Source organism: Chloroflexota bacterium (assembly GCA_023475225.1).
In the GTDB taxonomy this organism is placed as follows: Bacteria; Chloroflexota; UBA6077; order FW602-bin22; family JAMCVK01; genus JAMCVK01.
The window spans coordinates 30,659-47,617 of sequence record JAMCVK010000037.1 but is presented as its reverse complement, the minus strand read 5'-3'; the positions used below and the strand labels follow the sequence as shown (position 1 = coordinate 47,617).

At 55.2% G+C, this 16,959-nt stretch carries 10 protein-coding genes; 2 read left to right on the top strand and 8 right to left on the bottom strand.

Going from position 1 to position 16,959, the window contains the following annotated elements; translation table 11 throughout:
* Position 1 precedes the first annotated feature (1 nt).
* Complete coding sequence (locus tag M1136_09630) at positions 2-217, bottom strand: hypothetical protein (GenBank protein ID MCL5075888.1); 216 nt, start codon at positions 215-217, stop codon at positions 2-4.
* 135 nt (positions 218-352) lie between these two features.
* On the opposite strand from M1136_09630, the gene M1136_09625 reads away from it, so the two are divergent.
* Complete coding sequence (locus M1136_09625) at positions 353-1,696, top strand: amidohydrolase (protein ID MCL5075887.1); 1,344 nt, start codon at positions 353-355, stop codon at positions 1,694-1,696.
* A gap of 114 nt (positions 1,697-1,810) precedes the next feature.
* Here the strand turns inward: M1136_09625 and M1136_09620 are convergent, their stop codons facing one another.
* A complete protein-coding gene (locus M1136_09620) occupies positions 1,811-5,011 on the bottom strand; it encodes a DEAD/DEAH box helicase family protein (protein MCL5075886.1) in 3,201 nt (1,066 codons plus the stop codon).
* Positions 5,012-5,016: 5 nt separating this feature from the next.
* Entirely contained in the window at positions 5,017-7,935 is a 2,919-nt protein-coding gene (locus tag M1136_09615) for a site-specific DNA-methyltransferase (GenBank protein ID MCL5075885.1), read from the bottom strand.
* Positions 7,936-8,252: 317 nt separating this feature from the next.
* Between M1136_09615 and M1136_09610 the strand changes: the two genes are divergently transcribed.
* On the top strand, positions 8,253-9,704 hold the full coding sequence (locus M1136_09610; protein MCL5075884.1) for an FAD-dependent oxidoreductase: 1,452 nt from the start codon (positions 8,253-8,255) through the stop codon (positions 9,702-9,704).
* Here M1136_09610 and M1136_09605 read toward each other — a convergent pair whose 3' ends face one another.
* The 5 genes from M1136_09605 to M1136_09585 form a co-directional block, all read right to left on the bottom strand.
* On the bottom strand, positions 9,705-11,879 hold the full coding sequence (locus M1136_09605) for a xanthine dehydrogenase family protein molybdopterin-binding subunit (GenBank protein MCL5075883.1): 2,175 nt from the start codon (positions 11,877-11,879) through the stop codon (positions 9,705-9,707).
* A gap of 10 nt (positions 11,880-11,889) precedes the next feature.
* The gene (locus M1136_09600; protein ID MCL5075882.1) at positions 11,890-12,765 is read right to left on the bottom strand and encodes a CoB--CoM heterodisulfide reductase iron-sulfur subunit B family protein; all 876 of its coding nucleotides are present in this window, start codon (positions 12,763-12,765) and stop codon (positions 11,890-11,892) included.
* On the bottom strand, positions 12,762-13,730 hold the full coding sequence (locus M1136_09595) for a 2Fe-2S iron-sulfur cluster-binding protein (protein ID MCL5075881.1): 969 nt from the start codon (positions 13,728-13,730) through the stop codon (positions 12,762-12,764). The genes M1136_09600 and M1136_09595 overlap by 4 nt, the downstream gene beginning before the upstream one ends.
* Before the next feature lie 9 nt (positions 13,731-13,739).
* Positions 13,740-15,458 (bottom strand): FAD-binding protein, encoded by a 1,719-nt coding sequence (locus tag M1136_09590; GenBank protein MCL5075880.1) that lies wholly within the window; start codon positions 15,456-15,458, stop codon positions 13,740-13,742.
* Between the two features lie 248 nt (positions 15,459-15,706).
* Positions 15,707-16,927, bottom strand: a complete 1,221-nt coding sequence (locus M1136_09585; GenBank protein MCL5075879.1) for an ABC transporter substrate-binding protein — start codon at positions 16,925-16,927, stop codon at positions 15,707-15,709.
* Positions 16,928-16,959 lie beyond the last annotated feature (32 nt).

Sequence of the window (16,959 nt, the reverse complement as noted above, 5' to 3'; positions counted from 1 at the left end):
TCTAGAGACGTAATCCTGGGACGATGGTGAAGATAGGTACATTCAGTAGGATAGCGGCCAGAATGGTGGCTGTGATCAAAATGAATAGGGCTAGGAAGAATGCCAGCCAGGCCAGGATAAGTCCACAACCAAGCTTAAAACCATCGCCTACAGTCAAACGAACGCGGTGTTCCCCTTCAGTAAAGGTAATCTGAGGTTCAGTTTCAGGCACACTCATTGGTTATCATACTCCTGAGTTGTTGAAGGAATCGCTTAGGGATATTCTACCGAGGGCTATAATTGTGATTATAACACGGTTGAGCTGTTAAACCAACCACTGATCCGAGACCCCTAAGTATACAAGGATACTGCGATGCAAAAAAGGGCTGATCTGCTGATCTCCAACGGACTCATCGTCGTGATGGATCCCCAGATGGCGACGTATTATCCTGGATCTATTGCTGTCGACGGAGGTCTCATTGTGGCCGCAGGATCGAGTGAGATCATCGACCCACAGTACCTAGCCGATACCAAAATAGATGCCACAGGCAAGATCGTGATGCCGGGACTGATCAGCTGCCACACGCATGCGGCTTTAAGCGTGCTCAGAGGAATGGCTGATGATACCCCATTGCAGCCACGTTTGCAGATCATCATCTGGCCGATCCTCGCTCAGATGACTGAGTCCGAGAGCTACGCGGCGGCTCGCCTTGGTTGCCTGGAGATGCTCCGCGCCGGAATAACCACCTTTCTCGACATGTGGAACTTCATCGGAGCCACCGTCGCCGCCGTTGAGGAGGCCGGGCTACGAGCCTGTCTATCACCTTACATCATGGGTTTGGGGGATATGGGGAGGGGTGACCGGGAACTCGCGCAGAACGTTCGCGATTGGAGACTCTACCACGGTCGCGCCAATGGGCGTATCAGCATCTGGTTTGGGCCACACACACCCTACACCTGCTCAGAGCACCTCCTCCGTCAGGTTCAGGAGTTGGCTACTTCTTGCGGAGTGGGTGTGCACATCCATGTGGCGGAGACCAGAGAAGAGCATTGGCAATCAATGCAGAGGCATGGGGTCTCGCCGATAACTTATCTGGATAGGATAGGTTTCCTTCGCCCGAATGTGCTCGCTGCCCACATGGTGCAGTTATCTGCTGAGGATATAGCCATCGTCAAGGAGCGAGGGGTAAGCGTCGCCCACAATCCGACAAGCAATATGAAGCTGGGCAGTGGTATCGCCCCAGTGCCACAGATGCTGGAGTGTGGTATCGCCGTTGGGCTTGGCCCAGATGGCGCCTCGGCCAATAATGTGTTGGATCTCTTTCAAGAGATGAAGATGACAGCCCTGTTGCATAAGGTTGATCGCTATGATCCAACTGTGCTCCCTGCTGAGCAAATTCTGGCTATGGGCACGCGCATAGGGGCCCAGGCCCTTGGCCTAGAGAAACATATTGGTACGCTGGAAGTCGGAAAGAAGGCTGATATCATCATCATCGATACATGTAAGGCACACTTGGTCCCGCTTCATCCCCGTTTGCCTCAGCAGATTTTCTCCCACCTGGTTTACGCCACCTCCGCTCAGGATGTGGAGACAGTGATCGTGGATGGCCGCATTCTCCTTTTCCAGGGAAGGGTCATGTCAATGGATGAAGAGAGGGTGCTCAAAGAGGGGCAGGAGACAGCAGAGCGTCTTCTAAAAAGGATTGGTCTATTGTAGTTCCCCGAATTTATCAATAGACAGAGACCGGCCTCCTTCTCAATCATCTCCTCAACCCGCCGCTTCGCCTCAGTGTCATTGATGGCCGAAATGAATTTCCTCAGGGTCAGACTTCTATGCCTCGGCACTGGCATCCTCCAAAACTTTGCTGAGGAGCTTGCCGATGTACCGAGAGTCCTCGGAGAAAAGGATGTTGTGCTCCTCAAATTCCTCTCGTGAGTGCTGTCCCGTTCCGAAGGTCCTTCTCGTCTCTTCATAGGAGCCGGGGGCAAGAATGAAGGATGCTAGATGCACTTGCCATTGGGCACACTGCTGTTGTAGCGTTGGCTCCAGAACCTTTAGGCTTTTGTGCAACGTCACCTTCGGGTCATTGAAGCCGCCTCGGGCCATGCGCAGGCCATGAGGATCAATGAAAGTAACCCGCTGCTGCTGGTCCTGAATCAGCCACAAAATGAAGTCGGGATAGAATGCCTCACCCTCGCCTGCTTCAAAGAAGCCAATGCCCCTGCTACGGGTAAGGTTCCTTAGTAAGAAGATCTCTTTGTCTTCAAACTCTGCCCTTTGCGATTGCAGGTAGGTGCGCAAATCATGGACAAACCTGGCCTCCCCTTCGTTCAGGGCCGGAGGGGTTGCCTCCATGCGTTCCTGCTTGTCGGTGACTAACAAGGGCTGATAGAGATGGCGGTCAAAGTGAATGTTGGGGAAACGTGCGACATCCTTCTTGTAAATCTCGTCGGCACGGCTGACTAGTTCGCGCACCTGCTCCAAGAAAGCTCTATCGGCAGTCTTCACCCGAAGCGTATAGGCGCCGAATTTAAGGTTCGGGTCATCGGGCATCAGCGCCGCCAGTCTCATGTTCTCTTGTTCCCATGCTCGACGCCTCCGGTCATAGAACGCAGACACGTATTTCCGCAGAACAGCAATGGCACTATCCTCCGCCCGGCGGACTTCTTGGTAACCGGACGGTGGCAGTTGCCCGTCAGGACAAAGGACTTCATAGTTGCCTTTCTGAAGGATCTCCCGCAGGCTCGCTTCTCCAAAACTCAGGTTATGAAAACCCTTCAACCTCTTGAACGCCAGCAGGTCAAAGTAAATCCGCTGCCAGTCGAAGAGCGGCGCACATTGGCGCAGCAACGATGCCCTATCCTCCCCACCCACCTTCTCCATTGCCTCTGTTTCGCTCGCCCCCGACCTGGCCAGCTCCAAACGTGGCCGCAAGTCCAGGACTACCTGGATACTATCGTCCAACGCCAGCACTATGCCCTTTTTATCTTCAAATCGCTCCCCTTCAGGTAGCCGCAACACCTGCAGACCAGGCTTCAAGAAGTCCTCTTGAATCTGGATGGGCAAGTGGATTTCTTCAAATTCGGTCTCAATGCCCTCCTGCTTCAGATACTCCCGGAACTGGGCCATGTAGTTGGCCCGAACGCCAAAGACATTGAGGGTTTCCAGGAGGCGGATATTCGGCGCCGCACCATCTGGCTCGATAGCGCTACTTCGTTTGAGTGATAACGCCTTGCCCCACAGCCGCACGCCGCGCCCAAACAGTTGAATAATTTGTGCCCCTTCGCCCTTGCCTATGTTCATCAGCCCCATGCTGGAGACACGAAAGCTGTCCCAGCCTTCCATAAATTTGCGGGAACCGATGAGCACATTGACTGGCGAGTTGGCTTCGTTGATGCGAGTGAACAGGGAGCCAGTGATGTTCTCCTCCTCCCGCACGATGCTTCTGGCCTCGAGCAGCTTCATCAACCCAGCCACATCGCCAATATTTATGACGCCGAAGTAGGGGCTATCTGCGCCCGCCCGCAGCCCAATCTCACCTGCCGCCGCCTTCAGTTCTACTGCCCGCACGCTTTCGCCCGTCTGGGCCCAGAGTATCCGCCCCACCACGCCTTCATAGATGTCCTCAGCGCTCAAACCTTTCTCTTTCAAGTAGGGGAACTGGCCGATGAAGATGTCCTCGTCTCGGCGGTTCTTCAGCCCCGTTTCGCCCCGGAGCGCCTTGGCTATCCGCCTTGTCCACTCACTCCGGTGACGCAGAAAGCCGTCGAAGAAAGCCACGATCTGCTCCACATCGGTCAGGCTCTCCTTATCCTCTTGGGACTTGCCACCAGTGACGGTGTGGCCCACGAAGACCCAGAGCGGCTTCTCCAGGTTGTAGGGGCGAAAACTCTCCCGGTGCTCCTCGTAGAGCAGATATTGCTCGTAAAAGGACAGAAGGTTGCCCAGCAGCATCCAGTCGTTAAAGGTGTCAGTCTCGTCCTTCAGGTTGGTGATCCAGTAGTCCTTACCATATCCATCGTGGTAAAAGTGGGGGTAGGAGTAGTCGAACAGGATTGCTTTGGAATACTCTTCCAGCAGTGCCGGCCGTTTATCCCTGCCGGCGCCGTTGACAATTTGACCGAAGGTGGCGCTGTATTCAAAGGTGAAGCCACGCTCTGCCAGACGGCGGCGTAGCTCCCGCCACACCTCGCCACTTGCCCCCCGATGCCCCTCGTCTACAAAGAGCAGGTTGTTAGGACCGAAAGCGTCCACCTCTATGCTTAAGCCGCCGCCCCGTTTGGTCTCGGTCAGCTTCGTAATCTCAATGACTGTTAGCGCCCTGCCGCCCTCAAACAAACTGCTGCCTCCCGCTTCCCCATAATGCCTGGCGGCAATGCCACTTTTCTGCAGCTCGTCCAGATGCTGCCGTGACAGCCCTTCGTTGGGGGTGACGAGCAGGACATTCTCGTGGTGTGCCTTCCCTTGGCCATAGTGCAGGTATTGCCAAAGGTTGATGTGCATGACCAGGGTCTTGCCGCTGCCGGTGGCCATCCAGAAGGCGAGCTTGCTCAGGTCAGCCTCGGTGAAGCGCTGGTAGCGGGGCGTGGCAGGGGACAGCTTGCTGTTTTCCTGGCCGATGAACTTGTTCAGCTCGGAAAGGAGAGACGCCTGGTCGCCGAACAAACGGTCCAGGTAAATCTCGGTAAAGAGGACGGCGAGATACTGGAAGTATTTGAGTTGAACCGGGGGAGTGCGGAAGCGGTTAAGCTGTTCCACATACTCCTTGATACGCAGGTCATAGGCGGCGAGCTGGTCGGGGGCAAGCTTCGACCCTTGCAGTCCCTCCAGCACACGCAAGAAGTAACTATGCCCATCTTCGGCCCAGCCCTCTTTCTGGTCCCGCAGAACTTCCCTCAAGCCACGAAAGTCCTGGCACCCGAAAAGCTGGCAGAGATAGCGGTTGAGGACCAGGCGGTCTTGTAGCAGAGGCACCTGGTTGACACCGCCTGGGGAATACCTGGCTACTTTTCCGACCTTTGTTTTAGCCATCCCGTTCATACTCCTGACGGGGCAAACATCAGCCGCTTGAACTCCGGCTCGATGGCTTCGGCGTCCTTGACGAAGCAAGCGCCATTCACCAGCAAGCGGTCCGGCTTGGCCTCGCCCAGCAGGGCAGGTAGCACCGTCTTCTCTATGTAGCGTTTGTCCTTCATCAGCGCCTTATCGTTGTCCTCAAGGCCAATTATGGAGCGCCAGACGATAGCCGTTCGTTTACCGTTCTTCTCGCCCAGGACTGCCCGGTAGGGGCGCCCGTTGTCCTGCAAGGCCCGCACCTTCTTCACCTGAATTCCCAGCAGGTAGTTGAAGGTCTCCACCAGGTCCACCGGGCGCTCCACCCCACCCGTTCCCTCCCCGTCGATGGGGAGGGTTGGGGAGGGGTCCTGCACCTTTAGCTTATAGGCGAAGGGGTCTTTGAACCTATCCAGATTGAGCAGGCAGGGGCTGCCCTGGGTCTCAAAGTCCAGCATATATTTCAGCAGGTATTCGTCGCCGAACATCTCCAGCGCCTGTTGCCCCTCCGACGCTCGGGGCAGCTCCAGGTTGTTCAACGCGTCCTCGTATTGCTCAAGGTACTGGTATTTGAAGAAGCCACCTCTTTGTGAAGAGTGGATGACTTTCTTCATCCGTTCCAATGGCTTGTTTTCAAAGAACTCGCCGAAGTCAACCCCTATCCATCTCCTACACGCTTTGTGAGCGCCAGCGCACGCGGTGCCAGAACCCACAAAGAAATCCAAAACAATTTCACCCTGTTTAGAGGATACCTTGACAATGCGGTCAAGGAGCTTTTCAGGCTTCTGGGTATCAAAGTCCAGACGTTCCTCTTTGGGACTATGCATCATATCTGGTATGTCAAACCAGACGTCTCCCACTAATTTCTCATCAATGACATACTCGCCTTCTTGTCGCAGGAAATACTTAATCCGGATATTGCCCTCTTCGGTCTCATATACACGCCCTTCCGCCCTTAGTCTGGTTATACTCTCATCTGTATAGTCCCCCCGTGGAGCAGTCTTGAACCATCTGCCCTCTTCGTCTTGCTTAAAACCTTGCTTACGTGCTTCAGAGAGAGGGATCCGTAATTCAACATAGTCCTTCTCCACCTTTCCAGCCTCGCTTTTGCTGTAAAGAAATACAAAATCGTAGTTCCTTGGGAATTGACCAGAGATAGCCTTCGCACCTCTGCCGCCGTAGTGCCAAACAACCAAGTTTCGCCAATTCTCTCCCCCAAACGCTATATCCATCACATGTTTCAACCTTTCAAACTCGTTGTCGTCAATGCTTACAAAGATTACCCCGTCCTCCCGCAGTGCCTCTCTTCCCACCACCAGCCTATCCGTCATCATGCTTAGCCACGAGGAGTGCTGATAGCGATCCTTATAGATGAACTCATCGCTCCCAGTGTTATAAGGCGGGTCGATGTAGATGCACTTCACCTTCTCCCGGTACTTCTCCAGAAGCAGGTTGAGGGCCTGCCAGTTCTCGCTCTTGATGAGCAGGCCGTCCAGGGCTTCGTCCAGGTCCTCAAAGTGGGCCAGGAGGCGCCACTTGAAGCCCTCGGGGAAGTGGCGGGTGTCTACCACCAGGGTGGGGTGGGCTTTGAGAAAGCTCTTGTTCAGGCCTGTGTTCATGAGGGGCTGAGCCTTCAGAAGGTCATCCAAAGCATAGAGTTGCCGCCACTCAGCGAGCTGCGCCTCATTGGCCAGCACCTCGTCCCATAGCTCCTCGGGCACCCGGTCCAGGGTGAGGCAATACTCGGTGCGGACGACGAACTTCTTTTTCTCAAAGAGCTTCTTCTGGAAGTCCTCCACCTGGGCCAGGAAGTCAATGATGGCCTCAGCCACCTGGCGCACTACCCGCCCCCGCTGGACATGTTCCCTCAGGTCTTCTTCTCCACCAGCAATGAGCTCGTCCAGGAGGAGCACCTCGTTCTTGATGAAGAAGTCCACCTCCCGGCGCAGGAAGCCCCGCAGGTCTTTGTGGATGAAGAAGTCGGCGGTGTTTTTGCGGGTGAAATGGTCGAGCTGCCACCTGAGAGCGGATTTCTCCTTGTCGTTCCTCTTTTCGGTACGTGCCAGCACCGTTTTCAATGCGGCTTCCGTAACTTGGGTGAGGATGGCCTGCTCCGCCGCCTCGTTCAGGCTATCCTGGGGCTTTTGCTGCTCCGTCTTGCCGTGCTGTTTCTCTTCAGATTCTGTGAGGGGGCGGTATTCAAAGGCGATTGCCAGTGCCTTCTCCTGCTCATTCCAACTCACTGGCGTTTCATGGGCGAGCACGAAGTAGCGTTTCTTGCCGGCGTTGCCGTTCTGCTCTGGAGCCAGGTTCCGCAGCTCAAAGGCGACAGTGTAATCGCCCACCTTGAAGCGATAAGCCTTGAACCGCTCACCCGTTTTGACGTAATACTGGTCGCGGTTTGCCCAGTAGAGCACCACCTCTTCACCGCTATAGGGGATGGCATAGGTTTCGTGGCGCCCGTAGCGGCGCTTGGAGATGAAGTCCCCATCCTCGTAGTAGCGGGAGAAGAAGGTATAAAGGTCGTTGTAGGCGCGGGCCTTAAGCTCGTCGGCAACTTGATACTGGGCGCGCTTTTCGAACAATTGCAGGTATTGTTGGCCCAGCCTTGTTTTGTGGTAATTGCGTAGTTGGCCACTTTCGTCTATCGCTTGCTCGCCCAGCGTCCCTATGATCTCCTGTCGTTTCTGTTCTAACTCTTGCTCTACTATAGCCTTGTCCGCCGCTGCATAGTGGGCGAATGCCTCGTCCACGATTTGAGGCAGGCGACTTTGAATGAAAGCCTCCACCTGCCCCCGCTTGTAATTGAGAATACGGTAGATGCCAAAATCCAGGTCAGCACAGTCGAACTGGAAAAGGGTGCGGAGCAGGTCCTGGAACTTGCTCAAACTGTCTTGATTCATACTTGTCGCCTCCCCGACGCGTTATTGGCCCCCTTCTTCTCACCTCACAGCCGACCTTTCCTTGTCCTGCCTTGAGGATGTCGGAGAAGACACGGACTTATTGATGCGCCTTGGATTACGAAATGGATACCTTCTCATGGTTTTCCTCCCTTCCTTATCCTCCAGTCTATCCATTCATCAGGGTTTGGCTCATAGGCTGTGATAACGGGGTGAGATTGAACCTTTCGATGACAGTAGTATATCATACTGAATAAACCAAACACAGGCAGCGGAGATATTCACACACTTAGTGAGGTAGAACGGCTGGGGGTGAAGAGATGAATGTAGTCGTAGAACCGCAGAGAGAGGTACCGGTGGTGCAGAGGGTGGATGTTGTTGTGGCTGGCGGTGGACCGGCCGGATTCGCTGCGGCCCTAGCAGCAGCACGCAATGGGGCGACTGTGCTTCTGGTGGAGCGTTATGGTTTCCTGGGAGGTATGAGCAGCGCTGGTTACGTTATCCTGCTCCCCCTGTGGTTATTAGGGCCCTTTGGGTCCGAAGGCAGATCCTTGCTCGGGGGTATTGCGCAGGAGATTGTTGAAGTGCTGGAGGAGATGGGCGGTTCCGTCAAACCGGGTGAGGCTTACACCTTACTTAAGCAGGGAAGACCGCTGTTGCCCTATCAGCCGGCCTGGATACCCCACGACTTTGAGATGATGAAGATGGCCATGCTTCGAATGTTGCGGCGCGCTGGGGTCAGGTTGCGCCTGCATTCTCTCGCTGTAGGGGCAGTGAAGGATGGTCAGCACGTCACTGGGGTCATCGTTGAAAGCAAATCAGGGCGGGAAGCCATTCTGGCTGATGTAACCATAGATGCTACCGGAGATGGGGATATCGCCTTTGCCGCTGGCGCCTCCTGCGAGCAGACGAAAGGAGGGGAGGTTCTGCCAGTGACCCTGCCCTTCTACCTCGGCAACGTGGATATCGACCGGGTGCAGAAGTACCTTAAGCAGGATAGTGGACTGAAGCGTGTTCTCAAGGAGAAAGGGAGGGCTCATTTCAGCGCCTATTCCGAACTCGCTTTTCAGCTGACGCAAGTCCTTCAGGGCCGGTCTATAGACAGCGAAGCTGAGTTATCCCTCACCCTGTCACTTCAATTGATACATCCCCCCGCGGCGTATCCGCCCCGCTATGACCAGCTATTACGCTATTCTGAGCTCGGTGTCTGGGGAGCCCATAGTTTCGGCCGCGATATTACCGATGTACAAGACCTGACTGAGGCGGAGATGGAGACTAGAGAGAGGGCTATGGCTATAGCCGACTTCTTGCGTAAATATGTACCTGGATTCGAGAGGGCCTATTTGGCCACGACAGCCACCCAGATTGGCACGCGCGAATCGCGCCGTATCCTGGGCGATTACCTGCTTACAGCCGCAGACGTCCAGCAGGGACGGAGGTTCTCCGATGTTATCGCTCGTAGTCAAAAAGGGGAGTGGGATCCAGCTGAGAACGAGAAGAATCCGGCCTTTGACATTCCCTACCGCTGTTTGTTGCCCAGGGGCCTCGAGGGGATTCTTGTTGCCGGTCGCTGCATCTCGATGGATCACCAGGCAGCGACCTTCCTTTCACCACGTGATATCAGCACGTGCATGGCTACTGGTGAAGCGGCCGGAACGGCCGCTGCTTCGGCTGTGCAAAACAAGGTCAAGCCCCGAGCGCTATCTATAGCCATACTTCGGAGCAGGTTACAGAAACAAGGAGTGAATTTAGGGGGCAACAGCGAGACGTGATTACGCTGGCCTTAGATGCAGGCCTTGCAAAACCCTCTCTGGTTTGAGGGGCAGCTCATCAAACCAGAGGCCAGTGGCATCGTATACGGCCGACACGATGGCCGGGGCGAGGGGCAAGGTTGTCATCTCGCCCACCCCCTTGGCCCCAAAAGGTCCATAGGGATCGGGCACCTCGATGATGAGTGGCCTTAGCTCCTTGGGTACATCCGCCGCAGTGGGAATAAGGTACTCGTGCAGGTCCACCGTCTTAGCCACACCTTGTTCGATAACGTATTCTTCTAAGAGGGCATATCCCTGGGCCATCAAAACCCCACCCTCGATTTGCCCCTCAACGGATAGCGGATTGATGGCTCGTCCCACATCGTGGGCGGCTACTACCCGTGTTAATTCGATCACCCCGGTCTCGGTATCTACCTCAACCTCCACAATATGTGTGCCATAGCCTAGACTGAAATGGGCTACCCCCTTGAGGAGTCCGCCTTCAGTTGGATTGGTTGGTGGCGCCTGGTAATCGCCTCGGCAGATGATTGGCGGTTCTCCTGGAGCAGGTCTCTCTCCCCGCTCCATTATCCTCTGCCGGGCCTCGTTGGTAGCCAGGCGTACAGCGTTGCCCAACATAAAGGTTAGACGTGAGGCTGAACCGCTTCCAGCGTCAAGAACCTCTGCTGTATCACCATAGATCACCTCTACTTCCTCCGGATTGACTCCCAGCTCAGCTGCGGCAATCTGACGCAAGATGGTCGTCACCCCCTGTCCAGCCTCGATGGCCCCGGCCTTCACGGCTATGTGCTCCCCATACACCTCTAGCACTACTGAGGCTCTATCCCCATAACCAAAGCTATAACCAACGTTCTTATATCCACAGGCCACGCCTATGCCGCGTACCTTCCCTGGAGCAGATGGTTTCCTTTTTTTGGGCCAGGCGGCCATTTCGGCCGCCCGCAGGATTGTCTCTTCGACGCCTACCCCCTCTCCCAAGACCTGGCCTGTGCAGGTCATTTGCCCAGGACGCAGCACATTTTTGAGCCGAAACTCGATGGGGTCCATTCTTAGAGCAACAGCTAACTTATTCATTTGTATTTCTGAGGCGAAACAGGTTTGTGTTGCCCCAAATCCCCGCATCGCCGCCGTAGGTGTGTTGTTGGTGTAAACGGTGCACGAATCGATCTTCACGTTAGGAATATGATATGGGCCAGTGGCTACGGAGGTGGCCACACGCAGGACCTGAGGACTGGTCATGGCATAAGCGCCTGCATCGGAGACAATCTCTGCCTCTAAGGCGACCAATCGTCCATCTCTCCTCGCTCCCGTTCGATAGTGCATCTGGAAGGGGTGACGTTTTGTGTGGGCAATGAAGGACTCCTCCCGACTGTAAGCCAGCTTCACCGGTTGTCCCGTCTTAAGGGCGAGCAAGGCCAGGGGACATTGGACAGTCATGTCTTCACGGCCGCCAAAAGCTCCACCAACGGTCGGTTGTATTAGGCGTACGCGCTCCTCCGGCAGTCCAAGGGCGTAGGCGATCTGCTTAAGATCTCTATGGGGATGCTGTGTGGCCACACAAACTACTACCCTTCCTTCCTCATCCAAATATGCCAGTCCAGACTCCGTCTGTAAGTAGGCGTGTTCCACGAACTGCGTTCGGTAAACCCCTTCCACTATCGCCTCAGCCTCGGCGAAACCGAGGTCTGCCTCTCCCAGGCGCACCGTATTGGCGCTCAACAGATTACCCTTTTCATGTACCAAGGGTACACCCGGCTGTAGCGCCTCCTTCGGATCGAATATCCCTGGCAGGGGTTCGTATTCCACCTCAATGAGGCGAATGGCCTCCTCGGCCAATTCCTCCGTTTCAGCCACTACCAGTGCGACCGCATCTCCCATATGGCGTACCTTATCCCTGGCCAGCACTGGTTGGTCCGGCAGGTAACGCCCATAAACGTTTGGCCCCTCGATGTCTGCTGCGGTGAGCACAGCCACTACTCCCGGAAGCTGACGAGCTCGTTCGGTGTCAATACGGAGAATCCTGGCGTGGGGGCGCAGGCTGCGTAAGGCCCGGCCATAAAGCATACCCTTCATCCGCAAATCGGCCGGATACTTAGCCTGCCCCAGCACCTTCCCCAGGGCATCTACCCGCACCATCCGTTGTCCTATAACATTTACCGAGGACAAATCCTTCATCTTTTAGGTCCTAAGTAGTCAGAAATCTGGCCGGCACCATATGTCTGGTCAACTGTAGCTCCTTGGCCTTCATTCCCATAGCCGAACCCAGCAGCTGAGGCAGGTGTAAGATGGGCAGCTCCAACCTGGCCCCAATCTCCTTTTCTATTTCCCTTTGGTAGCCATCGAGCACTGTGTGGCAAAGAGGGCAGGGCGTAACCAGACAATCTGCCCCTTTGTCCTTAGCCTCTCTCAAATGACGGCCACTCATCCGCAGGGCCATTTTCTCGCTCACTAACAGTGAGTGGAAACCACAGCACGAACCCTTGCTGCTATAATCCACTGGCGTCCCGCCCACAAGCTCGATGAGAATATCCAGCGAGTGAGGATGATAAGGGTCATCGCGATAGCCGTGCACCTCGCCCGGACGAAGGAGGTGACAACCATAGAAGGGCGCTACACGTAAGCCTTTTAGGGGGCTTGTTATCTGGTCACGCAAGAGTTGCAGCCTGATTTCATCGAGCAAACCCCAAAGCAGGTGTTTAACTTCGACCGTACCTCGATAGCGTAGGTCGACTTTGGCCAGGAGGTTGTTTATCTGCTCCAATAGAGAACGATCCTCCTTGAGCCTCTTGTTGTCCCCAGCCAGCTTCAACTGGCACGTGCTACAGACAGTTATGATATTGAGCCCCTGCGCCTCGGCCAACGCCAAGGTCCGGGCATTTAGAGCCAGAGACAGCTCGGCATTCTCTATGGACAACCCCCCACCCTCCCGTGTGCCACAACAGGCGGCTTCTCGTAGTGTCTCCAATTCCAACCCAAGCCGAGCAGCCACCGTCTTGGTGGAAACGTCTAGCTCTACGGCACTATTCAACGCTGAGCAGCCGGGGTAGTAAGCATATCTCATTTCTTCCCCCTTCCTTTTTCAGCGGTTGTGAGCCGATAGATTTGACGTACCTGCTCAATGCCAGGTATTGCCCCCGTTCCCAGGAAGGCACTCAGCACTTTGCCTGGTGAGACCCTTCCTCGTAAGCTCATACGGATGGCCAGGGGGATTTGGGTGATAGTGCTGAAGCCCTTAATGCGCAGGAAGAGGGTAGTAGGGCTAATTAGCCCCGTCTCTTTTACTAGAGCCGCCAGTGCTTCGGTTTGTTTGGCGGCCTCTCCCAGGCGATGTTTGGCACAAATCCGCCGTAACCCATCGATAGCCTCTTCCAGGATGTTGATCTTGTTCGGGCAAGCTTCAGTACAGGCGTAGCACGACACACAGTCGCGCAAGAGCCCTTCTTTGGTGGCCGAAGCCGCTCGGTCGGCTTCGTCACGTGGATCCAGGGCGTATTTGGCTAGCTGCACGAGCGGAGCCGGGCCGATGAACCCCCCTCCCTCGTCCCTCATGGCATAGGAAGGGCATTCAGACACACAGATGAGACATTCGATACAGTCCATCATATTATAGGCGCTCAACATCTCCTCGTGCGTTAATGGCTCAGGGAATCCTGCATAGGGTCTGCGGCGTTGCAGAAATGGCTGTAGGCGTTGCAGATCCGCATCGTAGACGTCCCTATCTATGACCAGGTCGCGAATGATGGGGAAGCCGTGCAGAGGCTCAATGGTCATCTCTTTCTGAGCCGGCTCCCAGCAGGTTAATATGGCTCGGCCATTGACGGTAGTGGCACACATGCCACACTTCTTGACGCCACAGAACCAGCGGTAGGCGAGGCTGTGCCCCATCTCCTCTGTGATATAGTCAAGGATATCAAGGACGCGCATATCCTGGGTATAGGGTACCTGATATGTTTCGTAGTGCGGTTCTTCATCCCGCGTGGGATCGTACTTAAAGACTCTGGCTGTGAGCAGCTCTCCCTCGTTCATCTATCCTCCCTAATAGTCCAGGGCGAAGAAATCGGCCTGTCTCTCTTTCGGTTTAGTGTAGGGCAGGTCCACCGGCTTCGTCTCGATCTTTAAGCGACCATCCTCCTGGTGTCCCAGCACGTGGCATAACCAGTGCTCATTGTCTGTGATCGGATAATCTTCGCGGTAGAAAGCACCTCGGCTCTCTTTTCGATGGAGCGAGAAACACATCTGCAACTCACAGGCCTCAAGCATGTCTGCTACATCCAGAGCATCCACCCAGTCGTAGTTGAAGCGTCGTGTATCAGAGCCTAAGCGCATTTTGGGGACGACCTCGGTTCGGACGCGTTGAAGCTGCCTGAGCCCTTCGTTCAAGGTTGCCTCGCTCTTGACGTAGCCCATATACTTCCACATTGTCTCCCTAATCTGTCTCTTCACCTGGGCCGGTAGATAGCCCTCCCGTGGCTCAGTACGCAGCTGGCCGAAGACGCGGGCCTCTTCGACCTGGACCTGTTTGCTGTTCATCTCTGGCGATGGGAGGCAATGGGCGCGTTCGCCAGCGTATCGAGCGGCAACCCTGCCATCATACATCACATTGGGTAATCCACCCGTGACCAAGGCCCCGACCGATCCGGCGATGAAAAGTCCGGGGACACCGCTCTCCATTGTTTGACCATTGACCCGGATGCCCCCCACGTTCATATGATAGGTTAGTCCACACTCGATCATATCCCTGGTCACGTCATAGCCTAGCTTCTTATAAAATTGACTTTGGTAAATGAACTTCTCTATCACTTTGGGGTCGATATGCCGGTAACTGGTGTAGTAACCGCCATCCCATCTGGCTTTACCCCGCTGCACTTCTTTATAGAGGTGCTTGAGCTGCATATAATACGGTGCGGCGTTGTCGGGGTACATGTTTCCCGAGAAGAAGAACTCTCCATCAGTATTATGCAGATGAGCGCGCTCTGCTGTAGCCGGCAGGGGGTTGGGGTAGAGATGTAGTCTCATCCAGGCGCGCGGTCGGGCGATATCTGACACGTGGTACCATTGCATCTCCAGGTTCTGGAGGGTGGCTCCTACCCGATAGGCCATAACCCAACCGCTGGCCGAACCATCTCGTGTACCGGTAGAACGTAGGGAGAGATAGTTGGAGTGTCCGCTGGCCAGGATGGTAGCCTTAGCGCGAATGATGAGGAGTTCGCCGTTTCGATAATCCAGAGCGGTAGCTCCAACCACGGTCCCATCATTGGTCAAAAGGGAGGTAGCCGTGGTCTCCTCCAGGACCTTGATGCCCTTACGCAGGACCTCCTTACGCAGGATATCCATTATAACCGTACCCGAAGTGCCCATCTTGGGAGCCCAGGTCTGTAGCCCTTTGGGCAGGTTCTTGATCAAAGTCCCATCCGGCATGCGCCGCACGTATAGTCCGCGCTCCTCCAACCAGGGGAAAAACTCTCGTATATTGTATAAAGTGGCCTGTTTCAGGTACTCCTGATCACCGAGGTAATGGGTGTATTTGGCCAGGAAATCCATCTGTCGATGGATCTGTTCCTCGGTTCCCGCCTGGGGACTCTCATCTGGCGTGGCCAGAAGGTTGGTGGCGAAGATCGAGCAACCGCTTCGTCCGAGGAAGCCCTTGACGACCATCAACACCTTTAAGCCTTGCTCATGTAGCTCTAGGGCCGCCTTGGTCCCAGCTGCGCCGCCCCCGATGATTAAAACGTCCGCATCAAGCATTTTGGTCATAGGGTCTCGTGCTCCTCTACAAAGAGTCTTAGATGGAGACACGCCAGGTTGGGCCCGGCGCTATTGGACACAACAAACCTGTAGGCTGCAAAGATCGTGGTCCCCTGGGGACACAAGCGCTGTCTTGGGATACCCCTGGTCAAAGGCTTGACCAGGGGTATCCGGTCGTAGCTCCTGGACGGTGAGGTGTGTGCCTTTCTCCCTCTATGTGACTTAGGGGTTAAGGGGCAATGGCTACCGTAAGCGCATTAGACCTGCCACTTCGGTAGGACTTCCGTATTCCACTTCTCCGTCCACATCGGGCGCCTTTCGGCCCAGATCTTCGAGTCGAAGACACGTCCTAGCTTGGTTAGGTTGTCGCCATAGCTGATCTTGTTTGCCACCGCCGGGTCTACCTTGGCATTCTTGTTTGATGGCCCGATGAAATAGTCTTTGGCTATGGCCGCCTGTCCCTCTGGATCGAGCATGGCGTTGATGTACGCCTCGGCCAGCTCCTTGTTCTTACTACCATTAACCACGCTCAGGGTTTCCACGGCCACAAACCCCTTCTCCTTGGGTAGGACGAATTCGACAGGATAGCCTTGCACCTGCATAATCCTTACATAGTAGTCGAACTCGGTGGCCAGCCAGGTATCGCCCGTCTTCAACAGGGGTGCCCAATCCGTCCAGAATACGGTCAGCTTATTTGGTCTAAGCTCGGCCAGTTTCTTGAACCCTGGCTCGATGTTGTCCACGCTGCCCCCGGCCAGCTCGGCCGCTGTGATCAGAAAGGCGGGCGCGTTGCTATGAGCTGGGGCTGGGGCGGAGAATCTTTTCTTGAACTCCTCCCGCCAGCAGTCATTCCAGCTAGTGGGAGGATTCTTCACCTTCTCGGTGTGGTAGGCTAAGGCATAGGTGATCACACTATAGGTCACCCCATATTCCCCCGTGGTATTCATCCAGTCATAAACTTCCTTCCAGCGAGGGATATTCTTCGCCTCCAGCTTGGCGAACAGGTTCTCTTTTAAGCCAGCGTGAACGGCCTCATCAGTGGAGAAGAATACGTCAACGGTAGGGCTCGCCTTCTGGGCCAGCAACTTATTGTAGCGGGCTCCTTGTCCACCAATATCCAGCGTGACCGTACAGTTGGACTCCTTCTCGAACTTGGGGATGACGTATTTCTTCAGGCTCTCTTCGGTCATGCCACCCCAGGTGGAGACAACCAGGTTTCGTTTCTCTCGCACGATCACTGTTGGTGTGGGTGTAGGGGCAGGCTTGGGTGTGGGTGTGGGGGTGGCTGCTGCTACCGGAGGCTTCGTTGGGGTAGGCGTCGGAGCGGCCGCCGGAGCGCACCCAGCTGCTGCTAAACCCAGGCCGGCTGCAGCGAAGGCGCTGAGCTTCAGAAAGGACCTTCGTGATGTCTCCTTCTCCAGCCAAGAGGATTTCTCAGAACTTTCCTCGGGATGGTCTTGCCGTTTGCGTTTTGCCATCGTTTGCCTCCTTTATTTTGGGCCAATTTTGA

What these genes read in the sequence shown, in the direction of transcription:
- M1136_09630 (MCL5075888.1), bottom strand. Translation starts at nt 217, where the DNA reads ATGAGTGTGCCTGAAACTGAACCTCAGATTACCTTTACTGAAGGGGAA.
- M1136_09625 (MCL5075887.1), top strand. Translation starts at nt 353, where the DNA reads ATGCAAAAAAGGGCTGATCTGCTGATCTCCAACGGACTCATCGTCGTG.
- M1136_09620 (MCL5075886.1), bottom strand. Translation starts at nt 5,011, where the DNA reads ATGGCTAAAACAAAGGTCGGAAAAGTAGCCAGGTATTCCCCAGGCGGT.
- M1136_09615 (MCL5075885.1), bottom strand. Translation starts at nt 7,935, where the DNA reads ATGAATCAAGACAGTTTGAGCAAGTTCCAGGACCTGCTCCGCACCCTT.
- M1136_09610 (MCL5075884.1), top strand. Translation starts at nt 8,253, where the DNA reads ATGAATGTAGTCGTAGAACCGCAGAGAGAGGTACCGGTGGTGCAGAGG.
- M1136_09605 (MCL5075883.1), bottom strand. Translation starts at nt 11,879, where the DNA reads ATGAAGGATTTGTCCTCGGTAAATGTTATAGGACAACGGATGGTGCGG.
- M1136_09600 (MCL5075882.1), bottom strand. Translation starts at nt 12,765, where the DNA reads ATGAGATATGCTTACTACCCCGGCTGCTCAGCGTTGAATAGTGCCGTA.
- M1136_09595 (MCL5075881.1), bottom strand. Translation starts at nt 13,730, where the DNA reads ATGAACGAGGGAGAGCTGCTCACAGCCAGAGTCTTTAAGTACGATCCC.
- M1136_09590 (MCL5075880.1), bottom strand. Translation starts at nt 15,458, where the DNA reads ATGACCAAAATGCTTGATGCGGACGTTTTAATCATCGGGGGCGGCGCA.
- M1136_09585 (MCL5075879.1), bottom strand. Translation starts at nt 16,927, where the DNA reads ATGGCAAAACGCAAACGGCAAGACCATCCCGAGGAAAGTTCTGAGAAA.